The sequence below is a fragment of the Glycomyces sp. NPDC050141 genome (assembly GCF_055586545.1).
Genome location: NZ_JBVJHZ010000021.1, coordinates 48,118 through 65,684, shown reverse-complemented (window position 1 = coordinate 65,684; position 17,567 = coordinate 48,118). Strand labels below are relative to the sequence as shown.

Here is a 17,567-nt window from a genome sequence, read left to right as displayed (position 1 = left end):
TCACCGCCAACGAGACCCGGCCCACACGGCACCCTCGCAGCGCCCGCCCGCCGCTGTGCTAACCTTGTCGCCGCAAGGGGCTTTGGCGCAGTTGGTAGCGCGTTTCGTTCGCAATGAAAAGGTCAGGGGTTCGAATCCCCTAAGCTCCACAGATGAGAAGGCCGCAGGTTTTGGACCTGCGGCCTTTTTCGTTGCCTTCAGACGAGGTCGGCGTCGTGGGCGAGGAGGGCGATCTGGGTGCGGTTGTCGAGGTCGAGCTTGGTGAGGATGCTCGAGACGTGGGATTTGACGGTGGTGACGCTCATGAGGAGCGCCGTTGCGATCTCGGCGTTGGAGCGGCCGTTGGCGATGGCGAGGGCGACGTCGTGCTCGCGGGGGGTGAGGGCGGCGAGGGCCGTGCGGGCGCGGTCGTAGGCGCCGGTCTGGGCGACGGTGCGGTCCATGAGGCGGCGCATGACGCCGGGGGAGAGCATGGGGTTCCCGGCCGCGACGCGGGCGACGGCGTCGGCGATCTGGGCGGGCGGGGTGTCCTTGAGGAGGAAGCCGCTCGCGCCGGCGCGGAGGGCGTGGACGATGTTCTCGTCGGTGTCGAAGGTCGTCAGGACGATCACCTCGGGCGCGCCGGGCCGGGCGCGGAGGCGCCGGGTGGCGGTGATGCCGTCCACGTGCGGCATCTGGAGGTCCATGAGGACGACGTCGGGGGCGTGGGCGTCGACGGCGGTGAGGGCCTCGCGGCCGTCGCCCGCCTCGCCGATGACGTGGATGTCGCCGGTGCCGTCGAGCATCATCGACAACCCGGCCCGGACCAGCGCGTCGTCGTCGACCAGGAGCAAGCGGATCACGTCGGCCATGGTAGCCGGGCCCGCAAACGGAAGCGGTCGTCGCTTCGCCCATGGTCGAGTTGCCCGCCCGCCAACCGGACCCGCTCGGTGAGCCCGACCAGGCCCAGGCCGCTCCCGGGGATTGGCGGGGTGTCTGGTTGGGCGGGAACGGGGTTGACCGTTTCGATGACCAGGTCGCTGCCCGGGCTGCCGGTCATGCGCACTTCGACCGGTTGTGCCGCGGCGTGCTTCCTGGCGTTCGTCAGTCCTTCTTGGAGTACGCGGAATGCGGTGCGGCCTATGGTCGGCGGGAGGAGATCGGCGGTGAGGTCGCTGGTGATATGGATGGGTTGGCCTGCTGCCCTTGACTCTTCGATCAGCTTCTCGAAGTCGGCTACTGTCACGGGCCCGCCCGCGGCAGCCTCGTCGTCCAGGCGGAGGAGGCCGATCACCTGCCGCAGCTCTTCGAGGGCCTGGTGCACGCCTTCACGGATCACCCCGGCGGCGGCAGCGGTCTTCTCCGGCGGTGCGTCGGGCCGGAACTCCAGTGCGCCAGCGTAAGTGGCGACAAGAGAGAGCCGGTTCGCGAGCACGTCGTGCATGTCCCGGGCGAGCGCGCGGCGCTCCGCCGCGCGGGCCTCGGCGACGCGGCGGCCCTGCTCGGCCTCGGCCCGGTCGGCGCGTTCACGCAGGGACCAGACCAGTTCGCGGTGGTTGCGGGCGAGCGTGCCCCAACCCAGGAGCGCGCCGTAGGCCACGGTGACCAGCATTGCCCACCATTCGAATTCAAGCGCCGGGTTCGGATGCCACACCCATTGGAGGAGGTGCGCCGCGATCCCGGCGACCGCGACTAGGACGGCGGTGCGGAAGCGTCCGCGCCACGCCGACTGGAGCGCGCCGACCGTCGCAGCGGGAGTGGCGACCGGCGAGAGCACGGCCAGCACGGTGGCGAGGAGAGCGCCGGACACGGGCCTCCACACCTGCACGAACGCTGCCGCGACGCACAGCGCCGCGACCGCGAAGTCCAAGGGCCCCAGGTCGGTACGCGACCACAGCGATAGTGCGGTCAGCACGGAGACGCCCCCGACGAGCGAGGCCACTTCGACGGGACGGGGTTTTCGGCGCACGATCACGGGCACATGCTAACCGCGCGGGCGGCGCGGCCGTCACCTCCGAAAGTAGGAGACGCCCCCTTCGGCGGCAGGGGAGCAAAGGACTACCGGACCGATGCCAGAACCCCTCGCCGCCAACGAGACTGGTCCCCATGAACAAGCGAACCCGGCGCCTGGCCGCCGTCCTCACCGCCACCGCAGCCGATCTGGCCCTCTGGGCCGCGGCCTCCCCGCTCGGGAACGTCGACCTCGTCGTCGACCAGGGCGGCACCCCGCTCACCGTCGGACCGGTCCTCATCGCCACTGCCAGCCTCATCATGGGCTTCGCCGCCTGGGGGCTCCTGGCCCTCCTCGAGAAGTTCACCGCCCGCGCCGGTCTCATCTGGACGGTCACCGCCTCTGCCGTACTCGCCCTCTCGCTCACCGGCCCGCTCGCCGCCGAGACCACCGCCGCGATGCTCGTCCTCATGGGCATGCACGTCGCCACCGGCGCCGTCCTCATCGCCGGGATGGTGCGGCGATGAACCTCCCCTGGGGCTACCTCATCGGCCTGCTCGTCCTCGCGATCCCCATGGTGCGCCTGCCGCGCATGTCGATCGGGCTCGGCACCGCCGTCTTCTTCGCCAGCATCACCGTCATCGAACTGCCGTTCCTCGCCGCCGCCGCATTCGCGGCCAGCACCGCCCTCGCCTACGTAGACGGCGACCTCGCTAACCCCGTCACCATCGTCGCGGCGCTCCTCGGCGCGGCCTGCGTGGCACTGACGATCAAGCGCGGCATGGACACCCAGAAGCTCATGCAGGACGCCATGGGCGACATCCGCATCGCGCCCCGCCCGCCGATCTGGCGGTTCCTCCTGCACCCCTTCGCGATCCGGCCCCGCTCGGTCGAGCGGATCGCCGACATCGCCTACGGCCCCGCCGGAAAGCGCAACCGCCTCGACCTCTACCGACACCGCTCCACCCCCGTGAACGCGCCCGTCCTGATCCACTTCCACGGCGGCTACTACGCCACGGGCTATAAGAACTCGCAGGCCCGGCCCCTGCTCCACCACCTCGCCGAGCAGGGCTGGGTCACCATCAGCGCCAACTACCGGCTCCGGCCCGAAGCGGGCTTCGAGGACCACCTCCACGACGCCAAACGCGTCATCGCCTGGGTCCGCGAGCACGGCCGCGAATACGGCGCCGACCCCGACCGGATCGTCCTCTCGGGCTCCTCGGCGGGCGCGCACATGTCGGCGCTGGCCGCGCTCACGCCCGGCGACCCGAGGTTCCAGAAAGGCTTCGAGCACGTCGACACGTCGGTGTCCGCGGTCGTCGGCCTGGGCGGCTACTACGGCCCCTACTTCGACGGCGACCCGGACAGCGACCCGCTGGCCAAGGCCCACGCTGAGGCCCCGCCGTTCCTGATCGTCCACGGCGCCAACGACACCGTCGTCCACCCCGAAGGCGCCCGGCGCTTCGCGAAAGGGATGCGGCAGGTCTCGGACCAGCCCGTGGTCTACGCGGAGCTGCCCGGCGGCCACCACGGCTACGACCTGTTCCCCTCGCCGCGCTTCGCGGCGGTCGTGAACGCGATCGAGGCCTTCGCGACCAGGGCCGTCGCGACCGCGTCGATGCGCTGAACGAGCAGAGGGACCGTCCCCGCGGGGACGGTCCCTCTGCTCGTTCCTTCGCGCGGATCAGATTCCGGCGAAGGCGTCCTTGTTCTCGGCCAGCCAGGCCTTGAACGTCTTCAGGCCGGGGTTGAGCTCGCGGACGGCGGCGAGGTCGCGGCGCCCGGTGAACTCGCCGTCGAACTCGGCGTAGTACTGGAACATGTTGCCGACCTCCTCGGCGGCCGGGAAGCCCGCGGCGCGCAGGCCCTCGAACGGCACCGGGAAGTAGTGCACGGGCTCGCCGAGGACCTCGGTGAACGCGGCGGCGTACTCGGCGCCCGTGAGGTGCTCGCCCGCGATACTCACCGTGGTGCCCGCGAGGCCCTTGCCGCGCTTGAAGATCCCGAACGCGGTGCGGCCGATGTCCTCGGCGGCGATCCCGGCGAGCTTCGCGTCGGCCATGGCGAGCGCGAGGACGACGCTGCCGTCCTCCTGCCGCTTGGGGCCGAAGCCCTGCGCGAAGCCGTCCCAGTAGAAGGTCGTCTGCAGGAACGTGGTCGGGACCCCGGCTTCAGTGAACAGGGCGTTCGCCTCGGCCTTGACGTCGAAGTGCGGGACCTTGAAGCGGCCCAGGAGGGTCGGCATGCGGTCGTCCTCGAGCGGGACGGCGTCGCGCGTGTCCTCCAGCGTGGACCAGACGGCGTGCTCGACGCCCGCGCTCGCGGCGGCCCGCGCGAGGTTGCCGGCCTGGGCGTACTCGCGGTCGGGGGAGAAGTGCTCCCAGAAGTTGGTGACGAGGAACGCGCCGTACGCGCCCTCGAAGGCCTTGGCGAGGCTCGCTTCGTCGTCGAGGTCGGCCTCGACGACTTCGGCGCCGAGGGCCGCGAGTTCGCGGGCCTTCTCGGAGGCGGCGTTGCGGGTGATGGCGCGCACGGCGAACCCTGAGTTGGAGGCAGAGCCGGGCTCGGCGAGGATCGCGCGGGCGAGCCCGCCGCCCTGCTGCCCGGTCGCGCCGACGACTGCGATGGTCTGCTGCTCGGTCATGATGGTGCCCTTCTGTGCGGTGCCGGGCGGCGCCCGGTCGGTCTGGGTCTCGTCCCCGGCGGGGTCTGCTAGAAGGCGTGCGGGCCGAAGCGGCCCCAGGCCACGACGGGGGCGAGCGCCAGGAGCACGATGCTGGTGAGGACCGCGGCGAGCAGGCCCGCCAGTATCCAGAGGACGAGGTTCATGGTCTTCCACCTTCGAGAACGATAGTTGATTCGTCATCTATCTCGATGCGGAGATTCATGACGCATCATCTACGCTAACGCTGGATTGATGATGTGTCAAGTATTCGAGTGTGGCGCGCGTCCGGCCCGGATCTTCCGGTCCGGGCCGGACGTCTCAGTTCGCGGTGTGTTCGGGCAGCGGTTCGCCGCTGCGCTGGGCCGGGACGTCCGGTTCGGCGGGCGCATCGTCTGCGGGCGGTGTGACGTCGGGTTCGGCCCGGCCGATGCGGGAGGCGAGGCCGATGGCGAGCGCGCCCAGCGAACCGGCTGCGGCGCAGATGCCGATCGCGACCGAAGGCGCGAGCAGTTCCGCGAGCAGGCCGCCGATCGCGATGCCGAGGCCTTGGGCGGTCTGGAGGCCCGCCGCGGCGAAGCCGATGGCGCGCGAGCGCATGCCGTCGGGAATGAATGTCACGAACCGGACCTGGCAGAGGACGATATAGGCGTGGAAGACGCCCGCGAGCGTCCACAGCGCGAAGGTGGCCCACAGCGGCGGTGCGGCGGCCGTGACCATGAGCGGGACGCCGACCGCGACCGCCAGCGGCACGGTCAGCCGCCGCCGCCACACGGTGTTCACCTTCGCCACCAGCAGCGCGCCGACGGCAGTGCCGATGACCACTGAGGACATGAGCACGCCGACCGCGCCGTCCCCGGCGCCGATCTCGGCGACGTAAGGGACCGCCAGCGCTTCGGCGACCACGTAGAAGCCGACCAGCCACACCAGGCCGCCGAGGGCGAACAGGCGCCGGTCGCCGACCACGAGCTTGATGCCCGCCAAGGCGAAACCGCTGCCGCGGCGGGAGCTCGTACCGTCCGGTTCGGGCAGGTGGGGGCCGATGCCCCACTGGAGCAGGGCCGCCGACAGGAGGAACGTGACCGCGTTGACCGCCAGGGCGAGGTGGGGTCCGTAGGCGGTCACGACGACGCCGCCGAGCGCGAACCCGGCGATCTGCGCGATCTGGTCGCTGGAGGTCAGGAGGCTCATGCCGACCGGGTACAGGTTCCCTTGCAGCGTACGGGGAACGGTGGCGACGCGGGCGGCCGAGAACAGCGGTTCGGGGCAGGTGACGGCGACCAAGAGGACCGCCACTACGGGCAGCGGCAGGCCCGGGATCGCCATGAGTCCGATGAGGACGGCTCGGAGGAGGTCGACGGCGACCATGACGCCGCGGCGCGAGTACCGGTCGGCCAGGCCCGCGAGCAGCGGCGCGGTGATCAGGGGCGGCAGGTAGGTCAGCGCGTAGGTCAGGGCGGTGAGCGCGGCGGAGTCGGTGCGCTCGAAGACGAGGAGGGCCACGGCGACGCGGGCGATCTGGTCGCCGATGCGCGACTGGGCTTGGGCGATCCAGAGGAATCGGAACTCGCGGACGGCGAGGACGTCGCGGAATCGCGCGGTGGGCTCGGACATGTGCTCCCCTGTCGGTGTGCCGGGAGGACCCCGCCCGATCGTGGGAGACGGCGTCCGCACCCATTGAAACCCCTTGGGCGACAAAGGACAAGAGGAGAGCGCGGGTCAATGCGACCTGCTCCCGGGCGCTGACGGGGCGTGTCGGTCAGACGGCGGCCGGGACGCGGCGGAGGTCTTCGACGCAGGTGGCGTACGGCAGGTCGGCCAGAGGCTCGCAGGCGAAGAAGCGGGTCATGAGGTCCACGAGCTCCTTGGGGCGCTCCAGGTGGATGAGGTGGTCGGCGCGGGCGAGCTCGACGTACCAGCTCTCGGGGCAGGTGAACGCCAGGTCGCGGCACAGCTCCGGGGTGGTGAAGGTGTCGTGCTCGCCGGTGGTGAAGAGGGTCGGCACGGCGGGCGGGACCGACGGGTCGATGAGGTCGCGCGAGAGCAGGCGGTTCGTGTTGGCGATGAACTTCGCGAGGTCCGCGTCGTCGGCCGCGCCGAACCGCATCGAGAGGACGCGGCGGACCACGGCCTTCGAGGCGATGTCCGGGTGCGGGCTCATCAGGGCCTCGACTGCGGTGGGGCCGAAGCGCTCGCGTGGGCCCCGTTCCGCCAGGGCGACGGACGCCCGCATCATCGGGCGCGACTCCGGTGGGATGCCGCCCATGGTCCCGGCGAGGACCATGCGGCTGATCCGTTCGGGGTGGGTCTGCGCCAGCCGGTAGCCCACGCAGGAGCCGTACGAGCCCGCGAACAGGTTCACCCGTTCGATGCCCAGGTCGTCGAGGAGCCGCACCAGCGCCTCGGCGGGGATGTCCGGCCCGAGGTAGGGCGGCAGGAGGTCGGCGCGGCCCCAGCCGGGCAGGTCCGGGCAGATGACGTCGGCGTGGTCGAGCATGCCCTGCTCGACCCGGCCCCAGTCCTCTTTCCGGTGCAGCGCACCGCCTATGAGTACGACGGGGGCGAACCGGGGCGAGTCGGAGTAGGTGCGCCGCGACCAGTACGTGTAGCCCGCGAGGCGGTGCTTGTATTCCTGGGGGGTGGCGGCGTTGCGCGGCATGGAGGCTCCCGTCCGAGATGCGCGGCGGCTCGGAGGCCGCCGCAGGTACGGGAGATCACCCTAGTATCCGAAATGCGAATTTCTGGTATTTTGCACTGCGCTTCCACGCATGTCCGCCATACGTGGAACAGCCCGGGGCGTTCGCCCCGGGCCGCTGCTCAAACCGCCACGCCTTTCCATGCCCACCACAGGCTCGCGTACGCGCCGCCCGCTTCGAGCAGCTCGGCGTGGCTGCCCTCCTCGGCGATGCGGCCCTCCTGGACCACCGCGATCCGGTCGGCCGACTCGGCCGCCTGCAGCTGGTGCGCGATCGCGATCACCGTGCGGCCGTTGAGGGCCGCCGCGAGCGACGCCTCCACGTTCCCCGCGCTGCCCGGGTCGATGCCCGCCGTCGCCTCGTCCAGGATCACCACGTCCGGGTCGGCCAGGATCACGCGCGCCAGCGCGAGCTGCTGCGCCTCAGCGAGGTTCAGCTGGTGGTGCTCGTCGCCGAGCATCGTGTCCAGGCCCTCCGGGAGGTCGGCCGCCCAGCGGGCGTCCACCGTCTCCAGCGCCGCGAGCAGCGCCTCGTCACCGGCTTCCGGTGCGGCGAGGTTCAGGTTCTCGCGCAGGCTGGCCGTGAAGATGTAGTGCTCCTGGGTCACCAGGATCACCTTGCGGCGCAGCACTTCCAGCGGGATATCGGCGACGGGCGCGCCGCCGAGGGTCACCGCTCCGGTGCGCGGCCGGTCGATCCCGGCCACGAGCCGCGCGATCGTCGACTTCCCGGCGCCCGAGGGCCCGACCACGACGAGGCGTTCGCCGCGCTTGGGGTGCAGGCGCAATCCGTGCAGCACATCAGGGCCGTCGCCGTACCCGAACGTCACGTCGTCGAGGCGCACTTCGGCGCCGTCGGGCTCGGCCTCGCGGACCTCGTCGGGCATGAGGTGCACGCCCTCGACGCGGGCCATCGCGGCCCCGCCCATCTGGAACTCGCTGAGCGACATCATGGACCGGAACACCGGGCCGTCCAGGCGCAGCGTCAGCATCGCCACCGCGACCACCTCGCCCACCGTCACCCAGTCGTTGAGGTACCAGAACGCGCCCACGATCGTGACGACCACGGCCGGGGTCAGGAACGTCAGGTCGGTCGCGGGGAAGAACCAGGTCTGGAGCCGCACGATCCCCTTGAGCCGCTCCATGTGCGTCGCGGCGCGCGCGTACCCGGCCTCGCCGCGCTCCTCCTGCATCCGGTACGCCGCCACCGTCTGCGCCCCGGCGGCCGAGGCCGTCGCGGTCTCGGCGATCTCGCTCATGGCCGCACGTTCAGACAGGAACACCGGGCTCGCCTTGCGCAGGTACCGGCGCCCGGCGATGAACAGCATCGGCATGCCGACCACGAACAACAGGCCCAGCAGCGGGTTCACGACGAACGCCGCCACGATGATCACGGTGCCCTCGATCATCGCGACCGCCACCTCAGGGGCGGTCTTGCGCAGCAGCTCCGCCACCGCGCCCACGTCCCCGGACGTGCGGGTCGCGAGGTCGCCGGTCCCGGCGCGCTCCACCGTGCCCAGCGGCAGCCGCAGCACCCGGTCGATGAACGACTCCCGCAGGCGCGCGGCCGCGCGCTCGCCGAGCCGGTAGCCCAGGCGGCGGCCGGTGCGCATGAGCACCAGCTGCAGGACCACGCACGCCGCGATCACGCCGCACACCAGGTCGACCCGGGACGCCGTCCAGCCCGTCCCGATGCCGTCGATGACCGCGCCGAGCATCACCGGCAGGGCCGCGCCCGCACCGGCCGCGAGCACGTACAGGGCGACGACCCCGGCGAACGCGCGCTTGTCCGCGAGGACCAGCCGCTTGATCGCCCCGACCATCGCGGCCCGGTCCGCCACCGGCAGGCGGCCGGCAGTTGCTTTGGCGCTCATCAGGACTCCTGCCTAGAGGTGAGGGACCGGTACTCGTCTCGCAGCGAGAGCTCGGCGTGGCTGCCGGTGGCGCGGACCTTGCCGTCCACGAGCCAGGCCACCTGGTCGGCGCGCGCGAGCCACAGCGGCGACGCCGTCACGACCGCCGTGGTCCGCCCGGTGCGGGCCGCGGCGACCCGCTCGGCGATCAGCGACTCGGTGTGCGCGTCAACTGCGGACGTCGGCTCGACCGCGAGCAGGACCTCCGCGTCGGCCGCGAGGGCCCGCGCGAGGCGCAGGCGCTGGCGCTGGCCGCCCGAGAGGTTCCTGCCGCCGTTATGGACCTCGCCGTCCATGGTCGAGCCGAGGCTGGAGTGCACGTCGCCCGCGCCCGCCGCGCTGATCGCGATGAGCGCGCGTTCCTCTGGGACCCGCAGGGTCTCGCCGAGGGTCTGGGCGAACAGGTAGTCGTCGCGCAGGAGCAGCACGCGCTCGCGCACCTCGTCGAGCGCGAGGTCGGCGAGGTTCGCGGTGCCCCATTCGGCTCCGGACTCGCGGTAGCGGGCCAGGCGCTCCATCGCGGCCTCGGCGGGCTTCGCCTCGGCGCTGACGACGACGGTGAGGCGGCCCGGTTCGATCGCGAGGCCCGACTCGGGGTCGCGCAGCGCGCCCGAGGCGCCGGTGGCGGTGCCCTCGTCGGCGATGTCGCTCTCGGTGTTGAAGAACGCGGTGAGCCGCCGGGAGGCGACCTGCGCGGCGATCACGGCCTGCGCCATGCCGATCATCGCACCGGAGTGCTGGGCGACGAGCGCGGTCATGCCGAACGCGGCCGAGAGCTCGCCGATGCTGATGGTCCCGTTCAGCGCCAGGCGCGCGCCGACCCACGTGACGGCCGCGATGAGCGCGAGCGGCAGGCTCGCCCGGAGGCCCTGCACCCACGAGTCGGCGGTCGCGACGCCGTACCCGGCCTCGCGCAGCTCGCTTGACGCCGCCCGGTACCGCTGCGAGAACTGGGCCTCGCCGCCGACGCCGCGCAGCACGCGCAGGCCGCCCACGACGTCGCTCGCCTGGCCCGTGAGGGTGGCGACCGAGGACCGGTACGCGATCTGGTGGTGCTGCAGGCGGCCGAGGACCGGCCCGACCACGAACCCGATGAGGAGCACGCCGACGAGCGTGGTCAGACCCAGCAGCGGGCTGGCCCGCCACAGCAGGACCGCGCCGACGGCCGTCATGACCAGGCCCATCCAGCCGAAGCCGAGCTGGAAGATGAACGAACCGGTCTTGTGGGCGTCCTCAGTGGAGAGGTTCACCATCTCGCCGGGGGAGATCGCGCCGCGCACGCCCGTCCCGGCCCGGTTCAGGTGGTCGGTGAGGTTGCGGACCGTGCGCACGCGCGCGTGCGACTCGGCCATGAACAGCGACCGGTACCCGGCCACGAACACCCACGAGGACGCGATCGCGACGACGACGAGCACGACCGACCACTGCGCGAGCGGCTCGGCCGAGCCCGCCAGCAGCACCTCGTCGATGATCTTCGCGATCGTCCACGGCAGCAGGATCCAGGCCGCGCCGGAGACGCTGAGCAGCACGAACCCGAGCGCGACCAGGCCGGTCTGGGCGCGGGCGACGTACCAGAGGTACTTCCACGGGTCGGCCGGGATGTCCGCGGGGGACAAGGCGGGGGGACGCAGAGGGTTGGGCTTCACAACTCACAAACGTAGGCACGGCCCTTGCCGGGCGGCAAGCAGATATACGACGAAGCGCAGTGTGATTCACAACCCGCTTGGCCTGCAAGTTCTTGCACGCCGACTAGCGGTTCAGCGCTGCGCCCGGACCAGCGCCTCCGCCGCCGCGTGCAGCCCCGCCGTGAACCGCGGGTTCGCGGCCATCACCGGTTCGGCGCGGGCCACCGCCCGCCACGCGTCGTCCTTGTACGTCTCGTCGCCCGTGACCTGGAACGCCTCCAGCATCGCGGCCGCCGCCAGCGCCCACCCCGACGCGGTCGGGCCGTCGTGCACGTCCGCCGGGCGCGTCACCAGGGCCTCCGCGTCGGCGGCCGTGTCGTAGAACCCGCCCTCGAAGTCCGTGAAGTGCTCGCGGATCTGCTCGATGAGCCCCTGCGCGCGCTGCGTCCACTCGCCGCCGAGCCGCAGGAACCCGAGCGCGACCGCCGCGTAGTCCTCCAGGATGCCCGGAGCCTCCGACGCCGTCCCGTCGAGCGAGGCCCGCGCCAGGCGCCCGTCAGCGCCGATGTGCACGCGCAGCAGCAGCTCAGCGGCCTTCCCGGCCGCGAGGAGCGAGTCGCGGTGGCCGGTGCGCGAGGCGTACTCGGCGAGCGCCGCGATCGCGAGGCCGTTCCAGGCCGCGACGACCTTGTCGTCCCGGCCGGGCTGGGTGCGCAGCCGCCGGGCCGCGAGCAGCCGGTGCCGCACCGCCTCGAACCGGGCGCTGTCCTTGAACTGGGCACTGTCGCTCGGGTCGTGCGGCAGTTCGAGGACGTTCGCGCCGTGCTCGAAGTTCGGGTTCGAGGGGTCGATCCCGAAGACCTCGGCGGCCCACGCGGCGTCGTCGCCGAGCACCGCTTCGAGTTCCTCCATGGTCCACACGTACGTCAGGCCCTCGACGCCGTCGGTGTCCGCGTCGAACGCCGCCGCGAACCCGCCCTCGGCGGTCGAGAACCGGTCCAGCAGGAACACCGCGGTCTCGTCGGCGACCCGCGCGAACAGCTCGCCCTCGCCATAGAGCCGCGCGTACAGCCACAAGAGCTCGGCGTTGTCGTACAGCATCTTCTCGAAGTGCGGCACCGTCCACCCCGCGTCGACGCTGTACCGCGCGAAACCGCCTTCGAGCTGGTCGTAGATCCCGCCGCGCGCCATCCGCTCGGCCGTCAGCCTCACATGCCCCAGCAGCCGCTCATCGCCGGTGCGCACGTACGCGTCGCACAGGAACCGCAGCGCCGGCACGCTCGGGAACTTCGGCGCGGCCCCGAACCCGCCGTTCACGGTGTCGGCCGACGCGAGCGTCGCCGCGGCCGCCTGGTCCAGCAGCTCCGTGCGGATCGGCGGCGCGGGCGGGCACGGCCCGTCCAGCGGGCACGCCACCGTCACGTCCGCGAACGCCGGGCCCGAGCGCGCGCTCGCCTCGACGATCGCCGCGCCCTGGCTCGTCAGCTCCTCACGCTGCTGGGTCCACGCCGTGTGCACCGCATCGAGCAGCCGCAGGAAATGCGATTTCGGGAAGTACGTGCCCGCGAAGAACGGCGTCCCGTCAGGGAACGCGAACACCGTCATCGGCCACCCGCCCTGGCCCGTGATCGCCATCGTCGCCTGCATGTACACCGCGTCGAGGTCCGGGCGCTCCTCCCGGTCCACCTTCACGGCCACGAACCGCGAGTTGACCGCGTCCGCCACCGTCTTGTCCTCGAACGACTCGTGCGCCATCACATGGCACCAGTGGCACGTGGAGTACCCGATCGAGATGAGGACCGGGACGTCGCGCTCGGCGGCCTCCGCGAGCGCCGCCGCGCTCCACTGGCGCCACGCCACCGGGTTCGCGGCGTGCTGACGCAGATACGGGGACAGGGCTCCCGCCAACTCGTTCACCCCTCAAGCCTCGCACACCCGGCAGTGAAGCGAGCGCGACCGTGAAGGTAGGGCCTGCGGTACCACCGGCCGGGTGCTGGCGGGGGGAGGGATTCGGGTGCCTTCGTCACTGATTTCAAGCCCCGATTTCGCGAGCCTTAATGCATGATCATTCATGCGCCCCTTGGCGACAGTGCCGACACTGCGACCACCCTCAAGGGACTGACGACGGCCGGTTTCACCGCGCTCGGCGCCGGGTTCGCCGCGATGGTCGTCCTCCACGCGACCTCCGGCCTCAACCCCGTCGAGGTCGTCATCAGCCTCCACCTCTACACCCCGCTCGGCTGGCTCCTGCCCGTCGCGCTCGTGCTCTTCGGCCTCGGCGCGGCCGCGTTCGCCGCCGTCGCCCGCCGCGTCGAGGCCCCCCGCTGGCTCAGCCCGATGCTCCTGGTCTGGGCCTCATTTCTCGCGCTCGTCGCGGTCTTCCCGACCGACCCGCCCGGCCTCCCCGAGGTCTCGCTGATCTCCGCGATCCACCGCTACGCCGCGTTCTGCGCGTTCAGCACCATGGCCGTCATGGGCCTCGCCTTCGCCCGCTGGGCGAAAAAGCACTCCGACTGCTCCGCGAAGACCCGGAAGGCGGTCCTCGCGTCCAGCTGGATCGCGGTCGTCGCCCTCGTCGCCTGCTCGGCCCCGTACGTCGCCGAGTGGTTCGGCGTGCCGCGCGAGCCCGGCGCGTTCGCCGCGGGCCTGCTGCAGCGCACGACCGTGGGCATGGAGCTGGTGGCGCTGGTGTTCGTGGGCGCCTGGCTCAAGGGCTCAGTAGGAGCCCTGGGCCTCGGATTCGGCCCAGGCGCCGCAGGGGGCATCGTAGCGCCGCTCGATGTAGTCCAGGCCCCAGAGGATCTGCGTGACGGCGTTGGTGCGCCAGTCGTCGCCGAAGGACGCCATCTTGCTCCCGGGGTAGGACTGCGGGATGCCGTAGGCGCCGATCGAGTTCTCGGCCAGTTCGTTCCAGCCGGACTCCTTGTCCCACAGCAGTTCCAGGCACGCGAACTGCTCCAGGTCGTACCCGGCCTCGAGGGTGAGCGCGCAGCCGGTCGCCTTGTTCCCGCTGAACTCGTCGCAGCTGGACGGGATGTCGACTGACGTAGGGTTCGTGTTCATCGCGGCGGCCTCGTCGGCGTCCTCCTGGGCGTCGTTGAGGCCGTTCGCCTTGTCCTCCGCGTACTCGTAGACCGCGGCGGCTTTGACGTTGACGTCGGCCCCGGCGGTCGCGGCGATGTAGTCGCGGTGGTGCCCGCGGGCCTCCTCATACGCCGCCTCGGCCTCGGCCTGCTGCTCGGCGGCGGCCTGTCCGGGGTGGTCGGCGTCGATCTTCGCGGGGTCGTCGGTGATGGCGGAGACGGCGACGAGGGCGGCGACCGCGAGCACCACGAGGGCGGCGATCCGGGCCCCGTAGCGGGTCAGCTTCGGGATCATGGGGTGGCTCCAAAGGAAGAAGACCGCCGCCCGGGGGGCCGGGCGGCGGTCGTGAGGTCTAGTACCAGCCGACGTCTTCGGAGTGGTTCCAGGCTTCGCAGGGCGTGCCGTAGCGGCCCTCGATGTAGCCCAGGCCCCACTCGATCTGGGTGACCGGGTTGGTCTCCCAGTCGGAGCCCTCGCTCTCCATCTTCGAACCGGGGAGGGCCTGCGGGATGCCGTAGGCGCCGATGCCGTTGGCGGCCAGTTCGTTCCAGCCCGACTCGCGGTCCCAGAGGGCCACGAGGCAGCCGATCTCGTCGAGCCCGAAGCCGTGCTCCTGCGCGAGCGCGCAGCCGGTGGCCTTGTTGCCCGAGTAGTCGCTGCAGCTGCCCGGAATATCCACATCGGTCCGGCCCGCGTTCGCGGCCTCCTCGGCGGCGTCCGCGGCCGCCTGCTCGGCCTCGTCGGCGTCCTTCTGGGCCTCGTTGAGGCTGTTCGCCTTGTCCTCGGCGTACTGGAAGACGCCCTCGGCCTTGACGTTGACGTCGGCCCCGGCGGTCTCGGCGATGTAGTTGACGTGCTGGTAGCGGACCTCGTCGTACGCTTCCTCAGCTTCGGCCTGCTGCTCGGCGGCGGCCTGGCTGGGGTGCTCGGAGTCGCGCTTCCAGAGTTCGTCGCTGGCGGCGCTCACGGCTACCACGGCCCCGAGTGCGAGGACGAGCACGGCGGCGATCTTCGCCCCGTAGCGGGTCAGCAGTGGGATCATTCGCTCTACTCCTGTGTCCCGGGCGACTGTCCACAGACGCCCGGGACACAGCATGCCAGAGCTGTATTCCTAGCCTTCGAGCAGGTTGGTGACCATCTCCGCGATCTCTGAACGCTCACTGCGCGTAAGCGTGACGTGAGCGAAGAGTGGGTGGCCCTTGAGCACGTCGATCACCGACGCGACCCCGTCGTGGCGGCCCACCCGCAGGTTGTCGCGCTGCGCGACGTCGTGGGTGAGCACCACTTTGGAGCCCTGGCCGATGCGCGAGAGCACCGTGAGCAGCACGCCGCGTTCGAGCGACTGCGCCTCGTCGACGATGACGAACGCGTCGTGCAGGGAGCGGCCGCGGATGTGCGTGAGCGGCAGGACCTCGAGCATCCCGCGCTCCAGCACCTCCGAGATCACCACGTCGTTGGTGACGGCCCCGAGCGTGTCGAACACGGCCTGGCCCCACGGGCTCATCTTCTCGCCCTCGGAGCCGGGCAGGTACCCGAGCTGCTGGCCGCCGACCGCGTAGAGCGGGCGGAACACGATGACCTTCTTGAACAGCTCGCGTTCGAGCACCTGCTCCAGCCCGGCGCACAGCGCCATCGCGGACTTGCCGGTGCCGGCCTTGCCGCCGAGCGAGACGATCCCGATGTCCGGGTCGAGCAGCAGGTCGAGCGCGACCCGCTGCTCGGCGGAGCGGCCGTGGACGCCGAACGCGTCCCGGCCCCGGATCAGGCGGATCTTCTTGTCCACAGTGACCCGGCCCAGCGCCTTCGAGCTGTTGCCGTTGAGGACGAGGCCCGTGTGGCAGGGCAGCTCCACGTCGTGCGGCAGGTCCACGTCGCCGCCGTCGAAGAGCCGGTCGATCACGTCGTCGGCGACGGCGAGCTCGGCCATGCCCGACCAGGTGGGGTCCACGGCCTGCCCGTGGCGGTACTCCTCGGTGGGGATGCCGACCGCGGAGGCCTTGACCCGCAGCGGCATGTCTTTGGTGACCAGCACGGCGTCGGCGCCTTCGAGCCCCAGTGCCCGGGTGACGGCGATGATGCGCGAGTCGTTGGTGTCCACGGCGAACCCGGCCGGCAGGCCGGAGGTGTCGACGTGGTTGAGCTCGACCCGGATGGAACCGCCGTGGTCCCCGACGGGGATCGGCTGGTCGAGGCGCCCGTGCCTGATGCGGAGTTCGTCGAGGCGCCTGAGGCACTCCCGGGCGAACCAGCCCAGTTCGGGGTGGTGGCGTTTGGCCTCCAGTTCGCTTACTACGACGAGCGGAATGACCACGTGGTGTTCGTCGAACCGTGAGAACGCACCAGGGTCTGATAGCAGAACCGAGGTGTCGAGGACGTAAGTGCGTTGCACTGGCACGGTCGCCTCCCGGGTGTCGATGTGTAGGGGCGGGCCCCGTTGGTACTCACACTGTAGTTGGGAGGTACGTCACTCCGCCACCGTTAAATGCATCGAAAGCAACACTGGGTGTCACTGGGCAGTCGGAAATCCGACAAAGCAGACACGCCGGGTTATCGCCCGATCACTGAAAGTGGACGTTTTCTCGGTGAGAATGAGCCTGTGTCCACCGTGAGCGTCGCCGAACTCAAGTCCGCCATCGCCGCCGCGCTCCAGCAGGTGCGCGACGGCCAGGCCGCCATTTCCTCCGCCAGCCAGAACATCGAAGCCGCCCAAGGGAGCCTCACCGCCGTCACCGCGGGGTCGGGCCACGACTCGGTCGCCACCGCGCAGGCCGCGCTCGCCCAGGCGGCCGCCGAACTCGAACAGTCCCTCGCCGCCACGTTCGCCGCCGCCGAGCAGGCGGAGGCCTACGCCGCGACCCTCTAGCCCTTGCAGAACGGAGCCCCTTTGGACGTCGCCGCCCTCGCCGGGCGCCTCAAGGCCCTGGCCGCCGACCTCCCGCTGCCGGACCTCGCCACCGCCGACCAGTGCCTCGAAGCCGCACAGGCGGAACTGAAGGAGGCCTCGCGCGAGTCGACCGGCGAGATCGGGCTCCACAAGCTCGGCGCCGCCCGCGAGAGGCTCGACGCCGCGCGCGTCCGCCTCGCCGAGGCCGCCACCGCGATCGACGACTACCTCGACGGCATCGGCGCGGGAGCCGGTGCGGCCCCGGTCGCCGCCGCGCCGAAAGGGAAGGCCGTCAAGCCGCCGCCGGTCGACCCGCGCCAGTGGTGGACCGACCGCGTCAACGAGCTGTGCGACCGCACCGGCGCGGCCGACCCGCAGCAGGTCCCGCCCACGCGGCTGTTCAACGAGCTATTGAAAGCCGCGGGCGACGGCAACGCCGAGGCCTACTGCAAGCGCCTGCGCGACGCCGGACCGCAGACCGGCGTGAAGCTCCCGGGCCTGGCCTGGCCGCTCGTGCGCACCCTCGCCGCCGAGCACTTGGGACGGACCCCGACCGCGCGCGACGTGGCGGGCCTGCGCGACAAGTGCGCCGACAAGGTGCGGTCGCTCGTCCCCAAGGCCGAGCCCGACCACATCGGCGCCGCGCTCGCCTCGGCCTGCACGCTGGGGCGCAAGGGGACTGATGACGAAGGCGACGCGGCGCGGACCGCACTGATGGGCCCGGCACTGGTCGCGGCCCTGCACCGGTTGAGCAAGAGCGAGCGGAAGGCCTGA

At 71.5% G+C, this 17,567-nt stretch carries 15 protein-coding genes, 1 tRNA gene and 1 pseudogene; 6 read left to right on the top strand and 11 right to left on the bottom strand.

Annotated features, from left to right (window positions below; genetic code table 11):
• Window positions 1-76: 76 nt before the first annotated feature.
• Window positions 77-149 (top strand) — tRNA-Ala (locus ACZ60M_RS14390).
• 48 nt (window positions 150-197) lie between these two features.
• Here ACZ60M_RS14390 and ACZ60M_RS14385 read toward each other — a convergent pair.
• Window positions 198-851 carry a response regulator gene (locus ACZ60M_RS14385; protein WP_465418156.1) on the bottom strand — a complete coding sequence of 218 codons (654 nt, stop codon included), beginning with the start codon at window positions 849-851 and terminating at the stop codon, window positions 198-200.
• On the bottom strand, window positions 839-1,954 hold the full coding sequence (locus ACZ60M_RS14380) for a sensor histidine kinase (RefSeq protein WP_465418154.1): 1,116 nt from the start codon (window positions 1,952-1,954) through the stop codon (window positions 839-841). The genes ACZ60M_RS14385 and ACZ60M_RS14380 overlap by 13 nt, the downstream gene beginning before the upstream one ends.
• A gap of 131 nt (window positions 1,955-2,085) precedes the next feature.
• Between ACZ60M_RS14380 and ACZ60M_RS14375 the strand changes: the two genes are divergently transcribed.
• Window positions 2,086-2,457 (top strand): DUF6069 family protein, encoded by a 372-nt coding sequence (locus tag ACZ60M_RS14375; protein ID WP_465418152.1) that lies wholly within the window; start codon window positions 2,086-2,088, stop codon window positions 2,455-2,457.
• Window positions 2,454-3,557, top strand: a complete 1,104-nt coding sequence (locus ACZ60M_RS14370; RefSeq protein WP_465418150.1) for an alpha/beta hydrolase — start codon at window positions 2,454-2,456, stop codon at window positions 3,555-3,557. Before ACZ60M_RS14375 ends, ACZ60M_RS14370 begins: the two co-directional genes overlap by 4 nt.
• Before the next feature lie 57 nt (window positions 3,558-3,614).
• On the opposite strand, the gene ACZ60M_RS14365 is transcribed toward ACZ60M_RS14370, so the two are convergent.
• From ACZ60M_RS14365 to ACZ60M_RS14340, 6 genes are all read right to left on the bottom strand, one after another.
• On the bottom strand, window positions 3,615-4,574 hold the full coding sequence (locus ACZ60M_RS14365) for an NmrA/HSCARG family protein (RefSeq protein ID WP_465418149.1): 960 nt from the start codon (window positions 4,572-4,574) through the stop codon (window positions 3,615-3,617).
• A 339-nt stretch (window positions 4,575-4,913) separates the two neighbouring features.
• Window positions 4,914-6,206 (bottom strand): MFS transporter, encoded by a 1,293-nt coding sequence (locus ACZ60M_RS14360; RefSeq protein WP_465418147.1) that lies wholly within the window; start codon window positions 6,204-6,206, stop codon window positions 4,914-4,916.
• 145 nt (window positions 6,207-6,351) lie between these two features.
• Complete coding sequence (locus ACZ60M_RS14355; protein ID WP_465418146.1) at window positions 6,352-7,251, bottom strand: alpha/beta fold hydrolase; 900 nt, start codon at window positions 7,249-7,251, stop codon at window positions 6,352-6,354.
• A 158-nt stretch (window positions 7,252-7,409) separates the two neighbouring features.
• Window positions 7,410-9,161 carry an ABC transporter ATP-binding protein gene (locus ACZ60M_RS14350; protein WP_465418144.1) on the bottom strand — a complete coding sequence of 584 codons (1,752 nt, stop codon included), beginning with the start codon at window positions 9,159-9,161 and terminating at the stop codon, window positions 7,410-7,412.
• Window positions 9,161-10,846, bottom strand: coding sequence for an ABC transporter transmembrane domain-containing protein (locus ACZ60M_RS14345; RefSeq protein WP_465418143.1), 1,686 nt, complete (start codon window positions 10,844-10,846; stop codon window positions 9,161-9,163). The genes ACZ60M_RS14350 and ACZ60M_RS14345 overlap by 1 nt, the downstream gene beginning before the upstream one ends.
• A gap of 111 nt (window positions 10,847-10,957) precedes the next feature.
• On the bottom strand, window positions 10,958-12,742 hold the full coding sequence (locus ACZ60M_RS14340) for a thioredoxin domain-containing protein (RefSeq protein WP_465418141.1): 1,785 nt from the start codon (window positions 12,740-12,742) through the stop codon (window positions 10,958-10,960).
• Between the two features lie 144 nt (window positions 12,743-12,886).
• Here ACZ60M_RS14340 and ACZ60M_RS14335 point away from each other — a divergent pair.
• Window positions 12,887-13,468 (top strand): annotated as a pseudogene (locus tag ACZ60M_RS14335) (DUF998 domain-containing protein); the annotation flags it as partial.
• Window positions 13,469-13,540: 72 nt separating this feature from the next.
• Here ACZ60M_RS14335 and ACZ60M_RS14330 read toward each other — a convergent pair.
• The 3 genes from ACZ60M_RS14330 to ACZ60M_RS14320 form a co-directional block, all read right to left on the bottom strand.
• The gene (locus ACZ60M_RS14330) at window positions 13,541-14,203 is read right to left on the bottom strand and encodes an aggregation-promoting factor C-terminal-like domain-containing protein (RefSeq protein ID WP_465418139.1); all 663 of its coding nucleotides are present in this window, start codon (window positions 14,201-14,203) and stop codon (window positions 13,541-13,543) included.
• A gap of 58 nt (window positions 14,204-14,261) precedes the next feature.
• Window positions 14,262-14,951 carry an aggregation-promoting factor C-terminal-like domain-containing protein gene (locus ACZ60M_RS14325; RefSeq protein ID WP_465418138.1) on the bottom strand — a complete coding sequence of 230 codons (690 nt, stop codon included), beginning with the start codon at window positions 14,949-14,951 and terminating at the stop codon, window positions 14,262-14,264.
• Between the two features lie 69 nt (window positions 14,952-15,020).
• Window positions 15,021-16,325: a PhoH family protein gene (locus tag ACZ60M_RS14320; RefSeq protein WP_465418200.1), complete on the bottom strand. Its 1,305-nt coding sequence runs from the start codon at window positions 16,323-16,325 to the stop codon at window positions 15,021-15,023.
• A gap of 180 nt (window positions 16,326-16,505) precedes the next feature.
• On the opposite strand from ACZ60M_RS14320, the gene ACZ60M_RS14315 reads away from it, so the two are divergent.
• Complete coding sequence (locus ACZ60M_RS14315; RefSeq protein WP_465418136.1) at window positions 16,506-16,772, top strand: hypothetical protein; 267 nt, start codon at window positions 16,506-16,508, stop codon at window positions 16,770-16,772.
• A 21-nt stretch (window positions 16,773-16,793) separates the two neighbouring features.
• On the top strand, window positions 16,794-17,567 hold the full coding sequence (locus tag ACZ60M_RS14310; RefSeq protein ID WP_465418134.1) for a hypothetical protein: 774 nt from the start codon (window positions 16,794-16,796) through the stop codon (window positions 17,565-17,567).